General features: G+C 54.1%; 13 protein-coding genes. 1 reads left to right on the top strand and 12 read right to left on the bottom strand.

Features of this window, described 5'->3' with window-relative positions:
- The first annotated feature begins 62 nt into the window (after nucleotides 1-62).
- Nucleotides 63-1394 (top strand): amino-acid N-acetyltransferase, encoded by a 1332-nt coding sequence (gene argA, locus HV229_RS05010; protein ID WP_008785703.1) that lies wholly within the window; start codon nucleotides 63-65, stop codon nucleotides 1392-1394.
- A gap of 46 nt (nucleotides 1395-1440) precedes the next feature.
- Here the strand turns inward: argA and recD are convergent, their stop codons facing one another.
- The 12 genes from recD to rppH form a co-directional block, all read right to left on the bottom strand.
- Nucleotides 1441-3261, bottom strand: coding sequence for an exodeoxyribonuclease V subunit alpha (recD, locus tag HV229_RS05005; RefSeq protein ID WP_181547001.1), 1821 nt, complete (start codon nucleotides 3259-3261; stop codon nucleotides 1441-1443).
- A complete protein-coding gene (gene recB / locus HV229_RS05000; RefSeq protein ID WP_181546999.1) occupies nucleotides 3258-6803 on the bottom strand; it encodes an exodeoxyribonuclease V subunit beta in 3546 nt (1181 codons plus the stop codon). The genes recD and recB overlap by 4 nt, the downstream gene beginning before the upstream one ends.
- Complete coding sequence (ptrA, locus tag HV229_RS04995) at nucleotides 6796-9684, bottom strand: pitrilysin (protein WP_181546997.1); 2889 nt, start codon at nucleotides 9682-9684, stop codon at nucleotides 6796-6798. The genes recB and ptrA overlap by 8 nt, the downstream gene beginning before the upstream one ends.
- A gap of 179 nt (nucleotides 9685-9863) precedes the next feature.
- Nucleotides 9864-13232: an exodeoxyribonuclease V subunit gamma gene (recC, locus tag HV229_RS04990; protein WP_094760842.1), complete on the bottom strand. Its 3369-nt coding sequence runs from the start codon at nucleotides 13230-13232 to the stop codon at nucleotides 9864-9866.
- A 12-nt stretch (nucleotides 13233-13244) separates the two neighbouring features.
- Nucleotides 13245-13568 (bottom strand): prepilin-type N-terminal cleavage/methylation domain-containing protein, encoded by a 324-nt coding sequence (locus HV229_RS04985; RefSeq protein ID WP_047359086.1) that lies wholly within the window; start codon nucleotides 13566-13568, stop codon nucleotides 13245-13247.
- Nucleotides 13553-13960 (bottom strand): DUF2509 family protein, encoded by a 408-nt coding sequence (locus HV229_RS04980; RefSeq protein ID WP_016154272.1) that lies wholly within the window; start codon nucleotides 13958-13960, stop codon nucleotides 13553-13555. The genes HV229_RS04985 and HV229_RS04980 overlap by 16 nt, the downstream gene beginning before the upstream one ends.
- Entirely contained in the window at nucleotides 13957-14520 is a 564-nt protein-coding gene (locus HV229_RS04975) for a prepilin peptidase-dependent protein (RefSeq protein ID WP_016154273.1), read from the bottom strand. Before HV229_RS04975 ends, HV229_RS04980 begins: the two co-directional genes overlap by 4 nt.
- Entirely contained in the window at nucleotides 14511-14981 is a 471-nt protein-coding gene (locus HV229_RS04970; protein ID WP_016157377.1) for a prepilin peptidase-dependent protein, read from the bottom strand. Before HV229_RS04970 ends, HV229_RS04975 begins: the two co-directional genes overlap by 10 nt.
- A 182-nt stretch (nucleotides 14982-15163) precedes the next feature.
- On the bottom strand, nucleotides 15164-15958 hold the full coding sequence (thyA, locus tag HV229_RS04965) for a thymidylate synthase (protein ID WP_003033990.1): 795 nt from the start codon (nucleotides 15956-15958) through the stop codon (nucleotides 15164-15166).
- 6 nt (nucleotides 15959-15964) lie between these two features.
- The gene (gene lgt / locus HV229_RS04960) at nucleotides 15965-16840 is read right to left on the bottom strand and encodes a prolipoprotein diacylglyceryl transferase (RefSeq protein ID WP_003825606.1); all 876 of its coding nucleotides are present in this window, start codon (nucleotides 16838-16840) and stop codon (nucleotides 15965-15967) included.
- A gap of 164 nt (nucleotides 16841-17004) precedes the next feature.
- Complete coding sequence (gene ptsP, locus HV229_RS04955) at nucleotides 17005-19251, bottom strand: phosphoenolpyruvate--protein phosphotransferase (RefSeq protein WP_016157379.1); 2247 nt, start codon at nucleotides 19249-19251, stop codon at nucleotides 17005-17007.
- 12 nt (nucleotides 19252-19263) lie between these two features.
- Complete coding sequence (rppH, locus tag HV229_RS04950) at nucleotides 19264-19794, bottom strand: RNA pyrophosphohydrolase (protein WP_003825602.1); 531 nt, start codon at nucleotides 19792-19794, stop codon at nucleotides 19264-19266.
- Nucleotides 19795-20213 lie beyond the last annotated feature (419 nt).

Genomic DNA, 20213 nt, shown 5'->3' with positions numbered 1-20213 from the left:
CACAGCGCCAAAACAGAATAAAAATACACAAATTACGAATAATCATGCAGTGAGGGTGTGCCGTGGTGAAGGAGCGTAGAACCGAACTGGTACAGGGATTCCGCCATTCTGTTCCCTATATCAATACCCATCGGGGAAAGACGTTTGTCATTATGCTGGGCGGCGAAGCCATCGAGCATGAAAACTTTTCCAGTATCGTCAATGACATTGGCCTTCTTCATAGTCTCGGCATCCGCCTTGTCGTGGTCTATGGCGCACGACCGCAGATTGATGCCAATCTTGCGGCACATCATCATGAACCGGTGTACCACAAGAATACGCGCGTTACCGACGCTAAAACCCTGGAGCTGGTCAAACAGGCGGCAGGGTTACTTCAGCTTGATATTACCGCCCGCCTGTCAATGAGCCTGAATAATACGCCATTGCAGGGGGCGCACATCAATGTGGTCAGCGGTAATTTTATTATCTCCCAGCCGCTTGGCGTTGATGACGGCGTGGATTACTGCCATAGCGGACGTATTCGTCGTATTGATGAAGATGCCATTCACCGCCAGTTAGACAGTGGCGCGATTGTGCTGATGGGTCCGGTCGCCGTTTCCGTCACCGGTGAGAGCTTTAACCTGACTTCAGAAGAGGTAGCCACGCAGTTGGCTATCAAACTGAAGGCAGAGAAAATGATCGGCTTTTGCTCCTCTCAGGGCGTCACCAACGATGATGGCGATATTATTTCCGAGCTGTTTCCTAACGAAGCCCAGGCGCGCGTTGAGCTGCAGGAAGAGAAAGGCGATTACAGCTCCGGCACAGTGCGCTTCCTGCGCGGGGCAGTGAAAGCCTGTCGCAGTGGGGTACGGCGCTGCCATCTGATCAGCTATCAGGAAGATGGCGCATTGCTGCAGGAACTGTTCTCCCGTGACGGGATCGGTACGCAGATCGTAATGGAAAGCGCCGAGCAGATCCGCCGCGCTACCATTAACGATATCGGCGGGATTCTGGAGCTGATCCGTCCGCTGGAGCAACAAGGCATTCTGGTACGTCGCTCCCGCGAACAACTGGAAATGGAGATCGACAAATTCACGATTATTCAGCGCGATAACCTGACCATCGCCTGCGCCGCTCTGTACCCTTTCCCGGAGGAGAGAATTGGCGAAATGGCGTGCGTGGCGGTGCATCCGGACTACCGTAGCTCATCGCGCGGGGAAGTATTGCTGGAGCGGATCGCCGCGCAGGCCCGGCAAATGGGACTGAGCAAACTGTTCGTGCTGACCACGCGCAGCATTCACTGGTTCCAGGAACGTGGTTTCACGCCGGTGGATATCGACCTGCTGCCGGAAAGCAAGAAAGAGATGTACAACTATCAGCGGCGGTCAAAGGTGCTGATGGCGGATTTGGGGTAGTGGTCGTTGCCGGATGCGGTATAAATGCCTTATCCGGCAACGAATTTTATTGATTAAACAACGCCGACAATCCGCTGCGACGTTCGGTGCGGGTGGCAATGGCGTTACTTAATATCCGCTCATCGGCATACAGTGACAGACGCCGGCGCGCGCGGGTGACGGCGGTATAGACCAGCTCGCGGGTAACCACGGGTGAATGCTGGCTGGGTAAAATCAACGCCGCATGGTCAAACTCAGATCCCTGCGATTTGTGCACGGTCATCGCCCAGGTGGTTTCATGTTCAGGTAAGCGACTGGGCTGGACTGATTTGATAGAACCGTCCGGCAGCGCAAACCACACCCTCAGGCCCTGTCCACGATCGAGGGCAATGCCGATATCACCGTTAAATAATCCCAGCGAACTGTCATTGCGCGCGATCATCACCGGCCTTCCCTCATACCAGCGGCTATGCGTCGAACGATGAATTTTACGTTTTTGCGCCATCACCTGCTCAAGGCGTTCATTCAAACCACCCACGCCAAACGGGCCTTCACGCAGGGCACACAACAGCTGATACTCATTGAAGGCCTGAATGACGGCATCCGGCTCAGCGCCCTCGCGCAGTAAATACAGATAGTGCCCATAACCCGCCAGCGCCTCATCCAACATCGCGGCGTAATCTTCGCTGCTATGTAGCGTGCGTTTTTCGATGTCGCTAAACCCCTGCTGGAAGACCGTTTTGAGCGCGGCTTTGTCACCACGATTAATCGCAGCAGCCAACTGACCGATTCCGGAATCGCTACCGAAACGGTAACTCTTTTGCAGCAGACACAAACTGTCGCGCAAAGCGGCGGCCTGAGTTCCCAGACCTGCCGGAATAGCGCTTCCGGTCAGACGACTGAGCTGGCGGGCGCGTTCCGGGGTAAACCCGTCACCGACGAAAGCACAGATATCCCCCAGCACCGCCCCCGCTTCGACGGAAGCGAGCTGGTCACGATCGCCAAGAAAAATCACCCGCCCGTGCGGCGGCAACGCATCGATAAGGCGCGACATCATCGGCAAATCAATCATCGAGGCTTCATCCACCACCAGCACATCCAGATGCAGCGGGTTTCCCGCATGATGGCGCAGGCGCTGACTGCCTGGCTGAGCGCCTAATAATCGATGCAACGTACTGGCGTCATCGGGAATGCGTTTCTTTTGCTCTTCGGTTAACGGCAGTTCTCGTAGCGCTGCGCCCAGCGAGGCAGTCAGGCGCGCTGCCGCCTTTCCAGTAGGAGCCGCCAGGCGAATACGGCAGCGTTCCCCCTCCGCCATCTGAATCAACGCCGCCAAAAGCCTCGCAACTGTTGTCGTTTTTCCGGTCCCCGGCCCGCCGGAGATCACCGATATACGACGGGTCAACGCCACCGCAGCGGCCACTTTTTGCCAGTTAACACCTTCCGCTGGTGGAAACAACGCCGCCAGCGTGTGGGTCAGCCGTTGTTCATCCACCTCAATGGCGTGGTTAACTTCACTGAAAAAGCGAGCCACCGCCCGTTCGTTATGCCACATCCGGTTCAGATACAAGCGATCGCCGTGCAGCACCAGCGGCGTGGGTTGCTCACCACGGCTTACCGCCCCGGAGGCCAGCAGACATTCCGTCCAGTCTTCTGGCTCCCCCACTTCAGCGAGCCAGGCGCTTAAAAGGGGATGGGCGTCCTCGCTCAGGGATAACCGCGAAAGTGGTAAGCAGACGTGCCCTTCTCCTGCTTCACGACTGAGCAACGCCGCCGCCAGCGCAACGGCAGGGTTATCATTTCCGGCAACCGCCAGCGCAAACTGGGCATCCAGAGGCCGGAGCTGTTTTTGCTCCACAGCTTCCAGTAATCGTTTCTGGATTGTCATGACATCTCCTCCAGTGGCGCACCGACAAACATCTCGTCCATCAAGGCGATTAACTCCCCGTCTGGTCGGGTCGCGTAAATTCCCTGTTGCGGATTTTCACTGTCAATGCCACGCAAGAAGAGATAGATAACACCGCCAAAATGGCGTTCATAATCGTAATCAGCAATGCGATGGCGCAAGTAGCGATGCAGCGCCAGGGTATAAAGTTGATACTGCAGGTCGTAGCGATGCGCCTGCATGGCAGAGGCCATCGCCTGCTGCGTATACGCTGAGCTGTCTTCCCCAAGCCAGTTCGATTTGTAATCGAGAAGGTAATAACGCCCCTGGTGGCGGAAAACCAGGTCAATAAATCCTTTCAGCATGCCGCGTACCTGCATAAATTCCAACGCAGGGCACCCCGCGGAGAGAGGATCGTATTGGCGAATTAACGCATCAAGTTGGCTGGCCATCAGCGGCTGCGAAATCGGCAGGTAAAACTCCATCTCCACCTGTTTTTCACGCGCGGAAAGATGGCTCAAACTCACGCCCGTCTCGTTGAGAGGCGCCTGCAAAATGGCATCCAGCCATTCGGTCAAAACCGGCGTCCAGTGCGCGTCATAACCGCCCAATGCCAGTTTTTCCTCGACCCAACTCGGATCTACCGGTTGAGTAAAGTCGAGATCTTCAAACAGGCTATGCAAGAATGTACCTGGCGAAGCGCCGCGCGGGAACTGATGCGGAGTAAGCCCTGACTCTTCAATAACCTCACCAACGCCTGCGGCATCAATATCCAGTCGCGGGATCAGATCCTGCGCGATTCCATGCCCACGCTGCTGCAGACCGGAATAACTGGTCACGCGCCAGCTATCGCCGGGCGTACGCTGCAGTATTTTCGCACTCAGTTCGCAGCTAACAGCCTGCGCAACTTGCCAGCGTTCACCGTCAGGCTGCGCAGGCGTCTGGCAGGCAATATCATCACTGCACAACGCTTCAATCGCACTACGCAGACCCGCGGCATCCATCGGCTCACCTTTTTGCAACAGGCGACCAAGGGCGCTGTGATGCACATCGGTATCCCCTTTTTTATCGCCCCGACGTCGCACCAACGGCGCAACGCCAAGGCTGCAGTGCCATACCGAACGGGTTAGCGCGACATAGAGCAAACGCAGGTCTTCCGCCAAACGCTCCGCTTCAGCCAGCTCAACGCTCTCCTCGGCATCGCTGAGATCCAGCACGGCTTCAAAAGAGCTGCGATCATGGTAGAAAGCCTGATCCTGGACGCGGAAATTCGTGATAAACGGCAGCCAGACCAGCGGATACTCCAGCCCTTTAGATTTATGGATAGTGACGATTTTGACCAGATGCTTGTCGCTTTCCAGCCTGAGCTGCTGACTGGACGCGTTGCTGTCGGGTTCAAGAATATGCTGGGACAGCCAGCGCACCAGCGCATGCTCGCTTTCCAGCTGCGAGCCCGCTTCCTGCAACAGTTCGCTAATATGTAAAATATCGGTCAGGCGGCGTTCGCCCCCCGCCGTCGCCAGCAGGTTTTCCGCAATCTGGCGGGTTGTCATCAGCGCGCGCAGCATCGGCATCACGCCGCGTTTATGCCAGATCTGACGATAGCCATCAAACTCTTCGACCACCGCATCCCAGGCATTTTCATCGTTATTTAACGCTTCAAGATCCTGCGCATTCAGCCCCATCATTGAGGTCGCCAGCGCGCTACGCAGCGTGTTCTCACGCTCCGGCGTCATCACCGCCTGCAGCACCCACAGCAACTCCCGCGCTTCCAGCGTTTCAAATACGCTGTCACGGTTGGAAAGGTAGACGGAGGGAATTGCCAGCTGCGTCAGCGCATCACGGACCAGTGCCGCCTCCTGGCGGCTACGAACCAGTACGCTGATGTCCGACGCGCGTACCGGACTGGATGTTTTACCACTGACCAGTTGCGCAGCGCCAGACTGCCCGGCCTTAAGCCAGTCGCGAATTTGCGTGGCGCACACCTGGGCCATGTAGTTCTGGTAATCGCCTACGCCGCAGCTTTCCCCTTCCATCAGCCACATGCTCATGGCTGGCTGTGTCTCACCGTGTAAAACAAACCGAAACGACTGGTTTTTTTCTGCAAATTTTACCGGGCTAAAGGGGATTTCGCGGAACATAAAGGCGTCATCCATCTGGCTGAAAAGCGTATTTACGCTATTGACCATGCCGGGGGCCGAACGCCAGTTGGTATCGAGCGTATAGTGTGCGCTGACCTCGCTGCGCGCCTTCATATAGGTGAAGATATCCGCGCCGCGAAACGCGTAAATCGCCTGTTTTGGGTCGCCAATCAGCAGCAGTGCGGTATCCGGCTGATGCTGCCAGATCCGGCGAAAAATACGGTACTGCTGCGGATCGGTATCCTGAAATTCATCGATCATCGCGACCGGAAAACGGGTACGGATAGCCGTCGCCAGCGCATCGCCGCTTTCACTGCGCAACGCTGCATCCAGACGGCTGAGCATATCGTCAAAGCCTAGCTCACCGCGGCGTCGTTTCTCCTCGGCAACCGCTGAACGGATCTCCGCCAGCGCCCGGGTGATCACCAGATCGCGGAGAGTTAACGGTTCGCTAAGCAGTTCATCAATAGCGACAAACAGCGGGTGCTGAGGGGTTATTCCGCCCGCTTTGGTGCGTTCTTCCAGAAAACGCTGAGAGAATTTCTCCAGCGCGTCAGGAAGCTGATAACTTTGGGTTTCTTCTTGCGCCCATGCACCGATCTTTTCGATCCACTTGCCCTGGTTACCACGATTAAATTTACGCCGGTCGATCCCGGAGGCTTCCAGCAGGCCATCCAGCTCATCAACGGAATCACGCCATTGCTGCTTGATCTGGTTAATGCGCGTGAGAATTTGTTCGTGCCGGGAAGCCAGCGTTTCGTCATCAGACGGCGGAGCCTTGATGACCGGCGCTTCCCCCTGCAGATAGCGATCGATGTCTCTCAGCAGAGCCTGCGGTCCTTTCCACGTTTCAAAAATCACCTGCGCAATGTCGCGGGGTAGCGGATAGCAATGCCGACGCCAAAAGTCCGCACAGGCCTGATAGCGCAGCAGCGATTCATCTTCTATCAGCTGCTGTTCGAACAGCATGCCTGATTCAAAGGCGTTGAGACTGAGCATACGCTGACAAAAGCCGTGGATGGTAAACACCGCCGCTTCATCCATCTGTCTTTCAGCCAATAGCAGCCACTGAGCGGCCTGTTTTTTATCGGCGATTTCATCTAACAAACGGGCATATAGCGGGTTGTCGGTCTTTTCACGCAGGCAGGCAATTCGCAGTTCATGAATGTTGCTACGAATTCGTCCGCGCAACTCTTCGGTGGCTGCCTCGGTGAAGGTGACCACGAGCAGTTCTTCAACGGTCAGAGGACGAGGAAAGGCGGCAGAGCCGCCCAGTCCAAGCAGTAAACGTAAATACAGGGCGGCGATGGTAAAGGTTTTACCGGTGCCCGCAGAGGCTTCAATCAGGCGCTCGCCCGTCAGGGGCAAGCGCAGTGGATCAAGGGACTCAGCGGCATCATTCATTCTTATCACTCATCAGGGGTAAGGTTTGCTGCAACGCGCTGACGGTCTGCCACACTTTCCAGCCTTCCGGGTGCACATATTCTGCTTTCCCGTTCTGACTGCCGGAAACCTGTGACAGTATCGCCATGCCTTGCGGCTCAACCACCGCCTGATGGAAGAAGTCGGCAAGTTTTTGCGGCGTCAGCAGTTTAATCTGAGCCACTATTTTATCACGTGAATCGAAGCGCATATTGCCGCGATCAAAATCTTTGCTTAACTGTGAGGCTTCTTCCCCCAGCGTTTGCGGCGCCTGCAGCATTTGCGCAATAATCGCCTGCTGAATTTGCGCAAACTCTTCAGGTTTCATCGCCCGCAGTTTCGCTTCCGCCGTCGGGAAAAACGCTTTATAACGCTCCCAAAGATAAGACGGCTGCTTATCATTGCTTTGCAGCAGGAACCCCATTCCCCACTGACGGCCGATACTCATCGGGAAAGCAAATACAGCGTAGCCTAACTGCTCTTCAGTACGCAGTTGATTGTAGAACCACGGCTGAACAATCTGCCCTAACATGGCGCTGTAGGCTGAACTGGCGTATTCATCGTATCCGGTTGGCACAAATACCGCCGCCAGCGCGGAGTCCGTGCTACTGCCTGCTTTTTCAAAGATGACGGACTGCTTCTTGTCCACAACCACATCTTTATTGCGACACCACTGTGACCCGTTAGCGCCAAGCTGTTGTTGGATATCCCGCGCCATGGTCGTCGCCTGAGCGGCGCTCATATTACCAATTACCAGGAATTCAGGCCGCGCACCGGTTTTTAAGACGTCGCGGTACGTCATCACCTCTTTCAGGGTGATGGAAGGCAGTAGCTTACGGCGCTCATCGCGTGAGAAGTACGGCACCTGAGAAAGCATTTGCACTGGCATAATTGCCTGATCGTAGGCTTTACCCTTCTCTGCAGAATCCATCATCTGGGCATACCAGGATTTCGCCTGTTCCAGCTGTTCATCCGTTGAGGTGTAGCTGAAATAGCCGCTCAGCAGCGCCTGAAAAAGCTGCGGCAGACGTTGGGTGTAGCCGTTGGCGTTAAGCATCAACCCATTGTTAGCGTTGGTAGAGAAACCAATTCCACCTACCGACGCCTGGTTGCTTAACTGATCGAGCGCAATCCCCGCCAGGTAATCGTTAAGTGCGAATAATACCTGGTTGCGAGCGCTGTCCATGGCCTTCGGGTTACGCAGGATCACGCTGACGTCAGCCTTCGGCTCACTGGCAAAATACTGGCTCGGCGCATACACCACGCGTAGATCCGGCTCATCAACGATCAGTTCCGGGTGCGCGTATTTTTTATCCGTTTTAATCAGCGTGAAATCATCCGGAATGTAGGGGTTCAACTCCGGTAACGACAGCGCAATGCCCTGCGCTTTTTGCTGCCAGTCGGCAAAGGTTTTGTCGCTGATTTTATCCACCTGGTAAGGCGCATCGACAAAATAAGCGGTTTTATTATGCGGTTCTTTCGCACTGATATACCAGATACGCGCATTCTGTGGCGTCATCATTGCCAGGCGTTGCTCAACGGCTTTCACATCGTACTGGTCGGCAATATTCACCGCATCCAGCGTATGTTCGACAGGAACGCGGATCATGGTATCAGCCAGCCATTCCACGTAGTCCATATCACGGGTGATGGAGGGATAACGGAAATCGAGATCCAGTACGTGCGCCAGTTCGTCAAAATAGCGTTTATCGACGCCTTTATCGCGTAACAGATTGAGATAACTGAAAATTGCCGCAACAACTTCATCGCGGTTCGCCAGCCCTTTGTCGGTTAACGTCGCGGAAATGGCTAACACGCCGCTGTTCCCATTGACCACCGGATCGGAATCCGCACGAATACCTTCAACCAGTCCCTGCTTTTGCAGCCAGTCAGACAACGTGCCAGGGCTACGATTACCAATCAGATAGGTCACCAGCTCATCGGTTTTACTGCGGAACTGCGCGCTGTTGTTATCGATACGAAACTCGACGCGCAGTACTTTACGCGGCATTGCCGGAACATAGTGGATGATGACGCCCTTTTGCGCGTCGGTGACTACCGGTACGGTAATTTCAGGCTTTGCGATATTTCTGTTCGGTACGCGTCCAAAGGTGTCAGCAGCTATCCGCGCCAGCTCTGGCAGGGGCTTATTGCTATAAATCACCGCCTTCATCAGGTTCGCGGAGTAGTACTTTTCATGAAATTTTTGTAATGCCTGCACCACCGGGTTTCCCGGTTTATCGCTTAATGTCTCGAGATTTCCGCCGGAGAAACGCGAGCCAGGGTGCGCCGGGTTGATGGTCTCAGCACTCACCTGCGCCATACGCATCCCGTCTCGGGTGCGCGCCAGCGTCAACTCGGAGTTAACCGCGTTACGCTCACGATCGGCATATTTTTTATCCAGCAACGGATCGGCAATAGCGTCCGCCAGGCGATCCACCGCCCCCACCAACGCGTCGTTTTCGACTTCAAGATAGAAGGCCGTACGGTAAGGCGCGGTGCTGGCATTGTGGCTGCCGCCGTGCATTTTCAGGAATTCAGCCAGACTGTCCGGCTGTGGGTATTTTTTCGAGCCCATCAGACACATGTGTTCGAGATAATGCGCCAGCCCCTGATGCTCGTCCGGATCTTCCAGCGAGCCCACGGGAACCACCAGTGCAGAAAGGGATTTCACGGCCTGAGGATCGGATACCAGCAACACGACCATGCCGTTATCAAGGCGCACGGCCTGATACTGGCGGGTGTCTTTATCGCTTTTACGGATGGTTTCAGCTAAAGGCTGCCAACCGGTATCTGCCTGACTTACGGGAACCCAAAGGGCGACGAACAACAGTAATGCGCTGAACCAGGTGCTGCGGGGCATTCACAAACCTCATCATTAACGTATTCACCTGTTCACAGCAAAGCACGCATAAATACGTGGTCTGAACAGGGCAAGACTATGTGCTGAACGAGCCAGCATCCTCTCTTTGTAAGAATCAGTCCGTGACAGAATGCGCATCATAGTGGAAGCCATCGAGCTGCGCAATTTTTATACAATCATCATGACTGATTAAAGCGAAAAATCGGTAACAGGTAGCGCTGAGACTGTAAAACAATAGTCTCCAGCGTAGCCGCATCCAGCTGACGCCAAAGACGCTGATACCAGATATCATCACCTTCACCCCGTACCATCATGTTGCCTTCATAGGCCTGCAGAAACTTACTGCGCGCTTTTTGCAACGTTGCATCGTCATCTAACATGGCATCATTTACGGCGTCATAACAGGTTTTTATCCAGGCGCCGCCGCTTTCGGACAATACCAGCAATGGTGACGACATGCCTTCCCGATACCCGTCAATGAGCTGCGACAGGTACAGCAGCGCCTGCTCTGCATCCAGTGGCGGAAAACGCCATTCCCCGTCTTTACGCAGGAACAACCGGCTCTCTCCCGTACCGCCACTGGCACAATAGACAAGATGTTCCAGCCAAAGTTGCACACCCTGCGCAATGCTTATCAAAGATGGGCGCCAGCGCAACAAACCGTCCTCTTGCACCTGTGGCAGCCAACCGGTGATTTGCACGCCGTTACAGTTAAGATCGATTTCCATACTCTGGCAGGGCTGACGACAGGCGATAATGCGTTCAGCCAGCGACTGCATCTCCTGACGCTGCGTATCCCACAGAATTTCGCCAAATGGCCCATAGGGAAGCGTGCCCGCCGCACGAAAACGGCGAAACAGTTGTTCAGCATCCTTCTCTTCAACCAGCGTGTTAAGCAATTGCTGATTAAGCTGATAGCGGGTTAATCCTTCAAGAGTGAACGGTTCCGTTTCCGGGATCTCACTTTCTTCAGAGCGGAAGTTGACCCTCAGCCGCATCTGGAAAAAAGCCCTTACCGGATGAGCCCAAAATCGCTGCAGCGTTTCCAGCGTCAGCGTTTCAGGCATCTCAAAGGGAAGCGTCTGGACAAAATCCGTGTGCGCTTTTCCTGACAGGCTCGCCGCAGGCAGCCATTCCCGGGCATAGCTTTGCTGTTCGCCCGGCAGATAGTTTTGTGCATCAAAGGGCATACGGGTATGCAAACGGGTAATGTGTGCTTTTACCCGGGCTTCGCTTTGATCGCAGGTCAATGATTCATCGCCCGGCAGATAGTGGCTTTGCCCGATGTAGTCCATCAGTTCCTGCACCAGTACCGACGGGAAGCGCTCGCTGTTGTCCTGAATGGAGCGGCCAATGTAGCTGATGTAGAGCGTTTGCTGTGCTGAAATCAATGCTTCAAGAAACAGGTAGCGGTCATCATCGCGACGGCTGCGATCGCCCCTCATCGGTTTTTGACTCATCAAATCAAAGCCCAACGGCGCAAGCTGACGCGGATAAACACCATCGTTCATACCCAGCAGGCACACCACCTTGAAAGGAATAGAGCGCATCGGCATCAGCGTACAAATGTTAACTGGCCCCGCCAGGAAGCGCTGGCTAATGCGCTCCTGGTCAAGACGCTGGGCCAGCTCATCACGCAATAGAGAAAGCGGTATGGCATCACCATACTCAGCCCCCAGACCTTCAGTGATAATGGCCTGCCACTGCTGTTCAATCAGCGTCATCGCCGCTTCGGTATCTGCATCCGGCAGGAAGAAATCATTAAGCATGTCCCGACAAACGGGCAGCCACTCTTCCAGCGGGCGCTCCTGCGCTAACCCTCTACGCCAGAGATTGAGCTGCATCAGCAACGAGGCCAGATGCCCTACCAACTCGGCAATCAAACCGTTGGACTCATCGTATGGCAATACCGATTGCCACTCGCCCTGCGCGCTTTCCATCGCGTAGCCGAGCAGCATGCGCGTTAAACCAAATTGCCAGGTATGCTGACCTGTAGGCGGAAGTTCCAGTTCACGCACGTTATCGTCGTCAATTCCCCAGCGAATCCCGGATTCATTGACCCATAAACGAAGATAGCGCAGCCCTTCTTCATTGATATTGAAACGCGCCGCCAGCACGGGCACATCCAGTAATGCCAACACATCCTCTGAGACAAAACGGCTATCCGGCAGCGACAGCAGGCTAATAAAGGCCTGTAAGACGGGATGAGACTGGCGCGCCCGACGGTCGGAAATCGCATATGGTAAGTAACGCTCAGCTGGCGCGCTGCCAAAGACCGACTGAATAAATGGGCTGTAGCTGTCGATATCCGCCACCATCACAATAATATCGCGCGGCGTCAGCGTGGGATCCGCTTCCAGCATTGCCAGCAGGCGGTCATGAAGAATTTCTACCTCGCGCTGTGGGCTATGACAAACATGGAAAGTCACGCTGGTGTCGTTCAGCTCAAGCCGTCGTTTATTATCGCTACGCGAATACTCTTCCAGCGTAACACCCGCCACGGCATGACTTTCAAGTTCCAGAATATCCGATTGAATATTATGCAAAAGATTGTCAGGCGTAATATCGACAAACGCATCCAGTTCCTGACTATTTTCCAGTTCTGAAAGCAAATAAATGTAATCGCGCCCCAGTTTGCCCCACGAGGCCAGCATCGGGTTGCCCACATCCTGTTCACCATCGCTGTTAAACAATCCTTCGGCTTTCTGACTATCGCGAAACAGCGGCAGATGGCGTTCTTCAAAGCTGTGCCGACGCTGACGCGCCATCAGCTTCGCCAGCCAGGCGGGATCTTTTATATCTCCCCAGTAGTAGCGACAAGGGTTGGTAAACAGCAGATGAATATCAATGTGCTTGCCCAGCGCCTGCAATGCCTGCAAATAAACCGGCGGCAGCGCTGAAATGCCGCAAATAAAGACGCGAGAAGGCAGTCCCTGCGGGCACTCGGACGCGCTTTCCAGAGTCTGAATAAATCGTTGGTATAAATTGGCGCGATGCCAGCGCGGCTGGCCCAATTCCTCGGTGTGTTCCACCAGCGCTTTCCACAACGGCGCCTGCCAGGCCTGAGATTCGCCGAGTCCCTCAACCAGTCGCCCGGCTTCCCACTGGGTCAACCACTCAGGGCGATAGACTAAATACTGGTCAAAGAGGTCAGCCGCGCGCGAGGAAAGCTGAAACAGTTTACGTTTATCGGTGTCGTCCGTCAGATAGTGGCGCAGCAATGCGAAGTCATCGCCATCCAGCAATTGCGGCAACAGCGTCATCAACTTCCAGCTCATGCTCTGTTTGCTGAACGCGCTCTCTTTCGGGATATCCGGCAGCACGCGCACAAACATATCCCAGATAAAACTCGCGGGCAGCGGAAAATCGATGTTGGCGGCAATACTAAACTTCTGTGCAAGGGTCATTTGTAGCCACTGCGCCATACCGGTACTTTGAACCAGGATCATCTCAGGTTCAAAGGGGTCGTCCAGCCGCTCGCGCTCAACGATAAATTCCATTAACGCTTCCAGCACATCCAGACGATTGGAGTGGTAGACCCTTAACATAGCGACTCCTGACTACTGACGATTCGGGCAATGCAGACGCGTCATCTGACCCTGCCTGCCCAAGGGTGAAGAAATTTTAACGTTGATGCTGACACATCCCGCGCTCGTTGTCTGCATTCGGTTAACCTGCCAGTTCAAAGGCGATGAAAACTGATACAGCTGGGTTTGCTGCCAGGCGTGACGCCAGAGTTGCTGATACTGGTTTCTGATGATAAAGCTGTTCATCAGCGCCCGCTGGTATCCTGACAGCGCGGTCACAATCATGATCATCAGCACCATTGCCAGCATCACTTCCGGCAGGCTAAAGCCACGCTGTCTGTTCAGGGGATCTGACATAGCGCCTGCTCCTTTAGCGGACAAAAATCGCTCCAGCCATGCACCGAATATTCGATATTGTCATCAATAATCGCCCCCTGCCGCCATAACGATACCCCTTCATAATGGACTATTAGCAGCACGAAATTATTAGTAAGCAGTCGCAGGCAAACCGCGGCATCCTGCGTGGTATAACGCCGACACTGTACGGCGAGTTGTAAGCGCCAGGGCTGCATACGCCCCCATTCCATCGCGGATTGCACCACCGCCTGGCGCTGCAGAGCCTGACTTTGCGTGACCACTCGCGAAGCAAAACGGGACTCCTGCCTGCTAACGCCTTGCAGCAGAAGGCTACCGAGCACCAATAGCAACAAGACCATCGCTAAAGATGAAACGCCCCGCTCACGGTTCACAGGTTGAATCCTGTCACGCTGTAGACTGCTTCAATAACCTTTTGTGGTTCGGCATTGTTCACTCCGCGCAAACGCAGCGTAAGGAGCGGGGAATATCCGCTGATATTCAGACGTTCGACCTGAAATGCCTCAATCTGTATCGTGGCTGGATCGGTCATTTTCTCCCACCCTTTTCCATTGCAGTCCGTTACTCCCCGCAGGGTCTCCAGTACCTTGTCCTGTAAACGAAATCCAATCGTATCAGCCTCTTTCGCGGGACTGCTCTCCCAAATGCCGTTGCTATTGGCATCCCAGCGCGCAATGACACAGTCGCCCTTAGCCGATATCTCCAGCCCTTCTCCGACACAGTTTCCGCGGCAGTACCCTGCCCGCTGAAGATGCTTCGCCACGGTGTATACCCGCTGCCATATTTCATCTTCAAGCGCTAACTGTCGCGTGTTGCGCAGGATCTCTCGCTGCAGCGCGGGTAAAAATCGCGCTGAGCTAAGCAATAAAACGCTGCTAATCGCCATAGCAATCAGCACCTCAAGGAGTGAAAAGCCCCGTTCATTTACTGACATAACCTGGCCTCATCTTTCTCGCAAAGCCTGATTCGCCCCCAGCCTGACACCACCACGCGCCATTCCCCTGTCGTATTTTTCAGGCGAATATGTCCAGCCCATGCCGTATTGCGCAGACCAAAAAAGGCCAGTGAAGGCGTTATCTCTGCCATTTCGACATCGTCCCAGGGCGGTGTAAAAACCAAGGGCGAAACGGGTAGACACGTGGTTTGCACAGCAGCAGAGCTGACAAAACACCAGGATGTGCCATCCCGAATCACGCTGATGACGTGATCGCGGTTACGCCAGTTAGCATCTTCACGCAGTTGCAGCAGGTAATCTCGCACCTGAATGGCGGTTTGCCATAGCCGCTGTTGCTGCTGCCAGCGCTGCCAACCATACAGCCCCGAGGCGCCAAGTGCCGCGACGATCAGCATCGCAATCAGGGTTTCGAGAAGCGTGTAGCCGTGTTGTTTTTTCATGTTGCCAGTATGGCGTGAGGAAAATGAATAACGAGCGGGAAATTCGGTTTCTACGGCGAGCTACGAGGAATATTTGTCGCGTTGCAGGTCGTTGCAATATTTCAGGAACCCACGCCGAAGAACGCGATTTGAGACAAAAAAACCGACGCACACGGGCGTCGGTTGTGACAGCATGAAGCCGATTAGATAGCCACTGGCGCTTTAATACCAGGATGCGGATCGTAGCCTTCAATTTCGAAATCTTCGAAGCGATAGTCAAAGATAGATTCAGGCTTACGTTTGATGACCAGCTTCGGCAGCGCGCGCGGTTCGCGGCTAAGCTGCAGATGCGTTTGATCCATATGGTTGCTGTACAGGTGCGTGTCGCCGCCGGTCCAGACAAAATCACCCACTTCCAGATCGCACTGCTGCGCCATCATGTGTACCAGCAAGGCGTAGCTGGCAATGTTAAACGGCAAACCGAGGAACACATCGCACGAACGCTGATACAACTGGCAGGAGAGCTTGCCATCCGCCACGTAAAACTGGAAGAACGCGTGGCACGGCGCCAGCGCCATTTTATCCAGCTCACCGACGTTCCATGCAGAAACGATAATTCGGCGAGAGTCCGGGTCATTTTTGAGCTGGTTTAACACCGTGGTGATCTGATCAATATGGCGACCGTCTGGCGTAGGCCACGCACGCCACTGTTTGCCATAAACCGGGCCCAGATTACCGTTTTCATCCGCCCATTCGTCCCAGATTGAGACGTTGTTTTCATGCAGGTAGGCAACGTTGGTGTCGCCCTGCAAAAACCACAGCAGTTCATGAATGATCGAGCGTAAATGGCAGCGTTTAGTCGTAACCAGCGGGAACCCTTCCTGCAGATTAAAACGCATCTGATGACCAAAAATGGAAAGCGTTCCGGTTCCGGTACGGTCGTTTTTCTGTGTGCCTTCATCCAGCACTTTTTGCATCAGTTCTAAATACTGTTTCATGGTTCCTCAGGAAACGTGTTGCTGTGGGCTGCGGCGGTACGCCCAAACCATCATAATAATGCCTGCGACAATCATCGGGATTGAGAGGATCTGTCCCATGCTAATGTACTGTACCCAGGTGCCGGTAAACTGCGCATCCGGCTGGCGGAAGAATTCAACGATAATACGAAACGCGCCATAACCAATCAGGAACAGACCGGATACCGAACCCATCGGGCGCGGTTTACGAATGTACAGATTAAGAATGATAAACAACACAACGCCTTCCAGCGCCATCTCATAAAGCTGTGAGGCATGGCGCGGCAGCGAGCCGTAGGTATCAAAAATAGACTGCCATTGCGGGTTAGTTTGCAGCAGTAAAATGTCTTCGGTACGGGAGCCCGGGAACAGCATGGCGTACTTGAAATTCGGATCAACGCGTCCCCACAGCTCACCGTTGATAAAGTTGCCCAAACGCCCTGCGCCCAGACCAAACGGAATCAGCGGGGCAATGAAATCAGAAACCTGGAAGAACGAACGCTTGGTGCGTTTGGCGAAGATAATCATCACCAGGATCACACCAATAAGCCCACCGTGGAAGGACATCCCGCCGTCCCAAACGCGGAACAGATACAGCGGGTTATCGAGGAATAACGGGAAGTTATAGAACAGTACGTAACCAATACGCCCTCCAAGGAAAACCCCGAGGAAGCCCGCATACAGTAGATTTTCTACTTCATTTTTGGTCCAGCCACTGCCCGGACGATTAGCACGGCGAGTCGCCAGCCACATCGCAAAAATAAACCCCACCAAATACATTAAGCCGTACCAGTGAAGCGCGACGGGTCCGATTGAGAAAATGACCGGATCGAAATCCGGAAAATGCAGATAGCTACTGGTCATCTGTCACCACAAGTTCTTGTTATTTCGCTGAAGTCAGACAGCAATTGATAAGCGCGCCTGCATAATGCAGGCGCTCCAAAGGTGCGAATGATAGCACATGGGGATCGCAGCGGATGCCGATTACAGTTAAAAGATATGTATACCTACTGTTACCAGCCCTCGATTCACAATCCCCCGCGAATCAGTCCCCCCATGCCACGGCGTTCCATAAAAGCCGCCACCTGATGGCGTACTTCTGTCGCCATCTGCGCTTCCAGGCTGCGTTGCGCCAGCGTTTGCGCCTCATCAAAATCGATATGGCGCAGCAGATATTTAACGCGAGCCACGGAACGACCGTTCATCGACAAATGGCGAAAACCCAAGCCGATCAGAATGGCCACGCACATCGGGTCGCCCGCCATTTCACCGCACAATCGCAAATCGATACCGCTTCTTTCGGCTTCCTGCGCAATCATCGCCAGCACACGTAACATGCCCGGATGCAGGCTGTCATAAATGCTGGCTACCCGTGTATTGTTACGATCGACAGCCAGAATGTACTGGGTGAGATCGTTGGTTCCGACCGAGATAAAGTCTATCCGGTTTATCAGATGCGGCAGCATAAACACCATCGACGGAACTTCCAGCATGATGCCAATGCGCGGTTTTGGGATCGCGTAGCCGATCATCTCTTCCACTTCGCGTCCGGCGCGTTCAATCAAACGTCGCGCTTCGTCCACTTCATCAATGCTGGTGACCATCGGCAGCAAAATGCTCAGGTTGCCGGTTGCCGCGTTGGCACGCAGCATGGCCCGAACCTGGATCAAAAAGATCTCCGGCTGATCGAGCGTTATGCGGATCCCACGCCAGCCAAGGCACGGGTTCTCTTCACTGATCGGCATGTAGGGCAGTTGTTTATCGGCGCCGACATCCAGCGTACGCAGAGTCACCGGCTTGTCGTTAAACATTTGCAGCATGCCCTGATACTGCGCAACCTGTTCTTCTTCCGAAGGAAAACCGCTTTGCAGCATGAACGGGATTTCGGTGCGATACAGGCCAATGCCGTCGATCCGGCTCCCCAGCTTCTCTTCATGCTCCGGGCTGAGGCCCGCATTGAGCATCACCTTCACACGCTCGCCGCTTTTCAACTGTGCTGGCTGGTTGACGTCATCTTCCGCCAGGCGGCTCAGCTCAATTTCTTCACTGATAAGACGCTGGTATTCCTGGATCAATACCGGTTCTGGATCGACCAGCAGTTCACCGCGATAACCGTCTACTACCAGCGTACGGCGATGTAACACCGACGGCTGGATATCGGCCCCCATGACGGTAGGGATACCCAGCGCACGAACCATAATAGCCGCATGAGAGTTGGCCGCGCCGTCCCGAACAACCACACCGACTAAGCGGTCCTGAGGAAGTTCCGCCAGCGTGGTGGCGGAAAGCTCATCCGCCACCAGCACAAAACGTTCCGGCCAGGTATTCGGCCCCTGGATCGAGTCGTCAAGATGGAACAGTAGACGCTGGCCCAGCGCGCGTAAATCTCCGGCCCGCTCTTTGAGGTAGTTATCACTCAGCGCGGCAAACTGTTCGGCAAACTTTTCAATGATCGTTTTAACGGCCCACTCGGCCACCGAACCGTTATCCACTTCCGCAAACAGCTCACGGCGCAGACGAGTATCGGAAAGCAAGTGTGAGTAGAGATCAAAAATCGCCGCCGTTTCTTTTTGCGCCCCGGCGGTAAAGCGTTTGCTGTAGCGGCGGAATTCATTCGCCGCCTCTTCCAGCGCACCGGTGAGTCGCTCGCGCTCAAGCACCGGATCCAGCGTTGAAGCCTGATAGACCTGCTCCATCAGCGGCAGCGTCGCATCCTGCCAGCCTTCGGCTATTGCCACGCCAGGGGCGGCGGGCAATGCGCGGATGCGCGTTTGCCGGTATTGGCCGAACAGCGCGTTAAGCTGCGACTGCGAAAGAATCGCCGCCATTTGCGTAGCGAGCGTGACGAGGAAAGACTCTTCACTTTCATCGTACTGGCGCAATTCGCGCTGCTGGACCACCAGCACACCTAACAGCTGACGGCGCTGAATAATCGGTACGCCTAAGAACGCACGAAAGCGCTCTTCTTTTACCGAAGGGATGTATTTAAAGCTGGGATGTTTTTGCGCATCGGCGAGGTTGATAGGTTCCGCCAGCCTGCCAACCAGGCCAACGATACCTTCATCAAACGCGAGTGCGACAGTACGACCACGCGGTTTCTTCAGTCCCCGGGTCGCCATGAGGTAATAACAACGTCGATCGTGATCGGCCAAATAAACCGAACAGACCTCTGTATCCATCGCAAGACAGATGTCGGTAACCAGAATATTCAGCGCTTCATTCAGACGCGGAGCACTGGCCACCTTTTCGACTATTTCGCGCAGGCGGGTGAGCATAATTTGCGTAGCTTAACCTCTTTTACGTCTGTACGCAGGTGCGCTTTGCGGCTTAGGAGTGCTCTCCTGAAGCGCCATGACAACACTTGCGAATTCTTTCATCACCCTGCGATAGACATCGCGTTTAAATGACACCACCTGTCGAACCGGATACCAGTAACTCACCCAGCGCCAGCCGTCGAACTCAGGTGTACTGCTGGTTTGCATATTGATTTCAGCATCGCTGCTGACCAATTGCAGAAGAAACCATTTTTGTTTCTGGCCGATACAAACCGGCTTCGTGTCCCAACGCACCAAACGTTTCGGTAACTTGTAACGCAACCAGTTACGAGTAGAAGCAAGGATCCGTACATCTTTACGACTGAGACCCACTTCTTCAAAGAGTTCCCGGTACATCGCCTGCTCTGCTGTCTCTCCTGCATTTATCCCACCTTGCGGGAATTGCCAGGAGTGCTGACCAAATCGCCGGGCCCACATGACCTGCCCCTGGCGGTTACAAATTACTATCCCTACATTCGGGCGGTAGCCATCGTCATCAATCACCGGACTACCTCAATATAAACCTTATATACAAACGATTGTTTCACACTCCAGAGAGGCGGTAAACCACTCTGTTAAGGGCGCGATACTCTAATAACAATTGAATAACTCACAGCTAAGGGCGGAGTTATAAACAGAAGAAGGGCAAGCAAGGCGATTTTATTCACCTTTTCTGTGGATATAGTTGTGAAGAAGTACGGAATTACTATGGGAAAACCCAGAACAGTCCGAATAAGACATTCGTCACATATCAAAAATAGTCTTCTATATTCATAAAGTTAAAACCGTTCAGCGCAAATAAACCCATAGAAATGTGACGTATATCACGCACACGATCTTCAGGCTGATGAAAGATCGACCAGCGTTGGTTTTATCCACAGATTATGCCAATAAGTTAGGCACAATTTGTGTGAAAATTCGAT

Origin of the sequence: Citrobacter sp. RHBSTW-00524, from assembly GCF_013747755.1 — a bacterium.
Taxonomy (GTDB): Bacteria; Pseudomonadota; Gammaproteobacteria; order Enterobacterales; family Enterobacteriaceae; genus Citrobacter; species Citrobacter braakii.
This window is presented reverse-complemented; position numbering and strand designations above follow the sequence as displayed.

Excerpts from the sequence above, each read along its gene's own strand:
- recD (WP_181547001.1), bottom strand. The coding sequence starts at position 3,261 with ATGACAATCCAGAAACGATTACTGGAAGCTGTGGAGCAAAAACAGCTC.
- recB (WP_181546999.1), bottom strand. The coding sequence starts at position 6,803 with ATGAATGATGCCGCTGAGTCCCTTGATCCACTGCGCTTGCCCCTGACG.
- ptrA (WP_181546997.1), bottom strand. The coding sequence starts at position 9,684 with ATGCCCCGCAGCACCTGGTTCAGCGCATTACTGTTGTTCGTCGCCCTT.
- recC (WP_094760842.1), bottom strand. The coding sequence starts at position 13,232 with ATGTTAAGGGTCTACCACTCCAATCGTCTGGATGTGCTGGAAGCGTTA.
- HV229_RS04985 (WP_047359086.1), bottom strand. The coding sequence starts at position 13,568 with ATGTCAGATCCCCTGAACAGACAGCGTGGCTTTAGCCTGCCGGAAGTG.
- HV229_RS04975 (WP_016154273.1), bottom strand. The coding sequence starts at position 14,520 with ATGTCAGTAAATGAACGGGGCTTTTCACTCCTTGAGGTGCTGATTGCT.
- HV229_RS04970 (WP_016157377.1), bottom strand. The coding sequence starts at position 14,981 with ATGAAAAAACAACACGGCTACACGCTTCTCGAAACCCTGATTGCGATG.
- thyA (WP_003033990.1), bottom strand. The coding sequence starts at position 15,958 with ATGAAACAGTATTTAGAACTGATGCAAAAAGTGCTGGATGAAGGCACA.
- lgt (WP_003825606.1), bottom strand. The coding sequence starts at position 16,840 with ATGACCAGTAGCTATCTGCATTTTCCGGATTTCGATCCGGTCATTTTC.
- ptsP (WP_016157379.1), bottom strand. The coding sequence starts at position 19,251 with ATGCTCACCCGCCTGCGCGAAATAGTCGAAAAGGTGGCCAGTGCTCCG.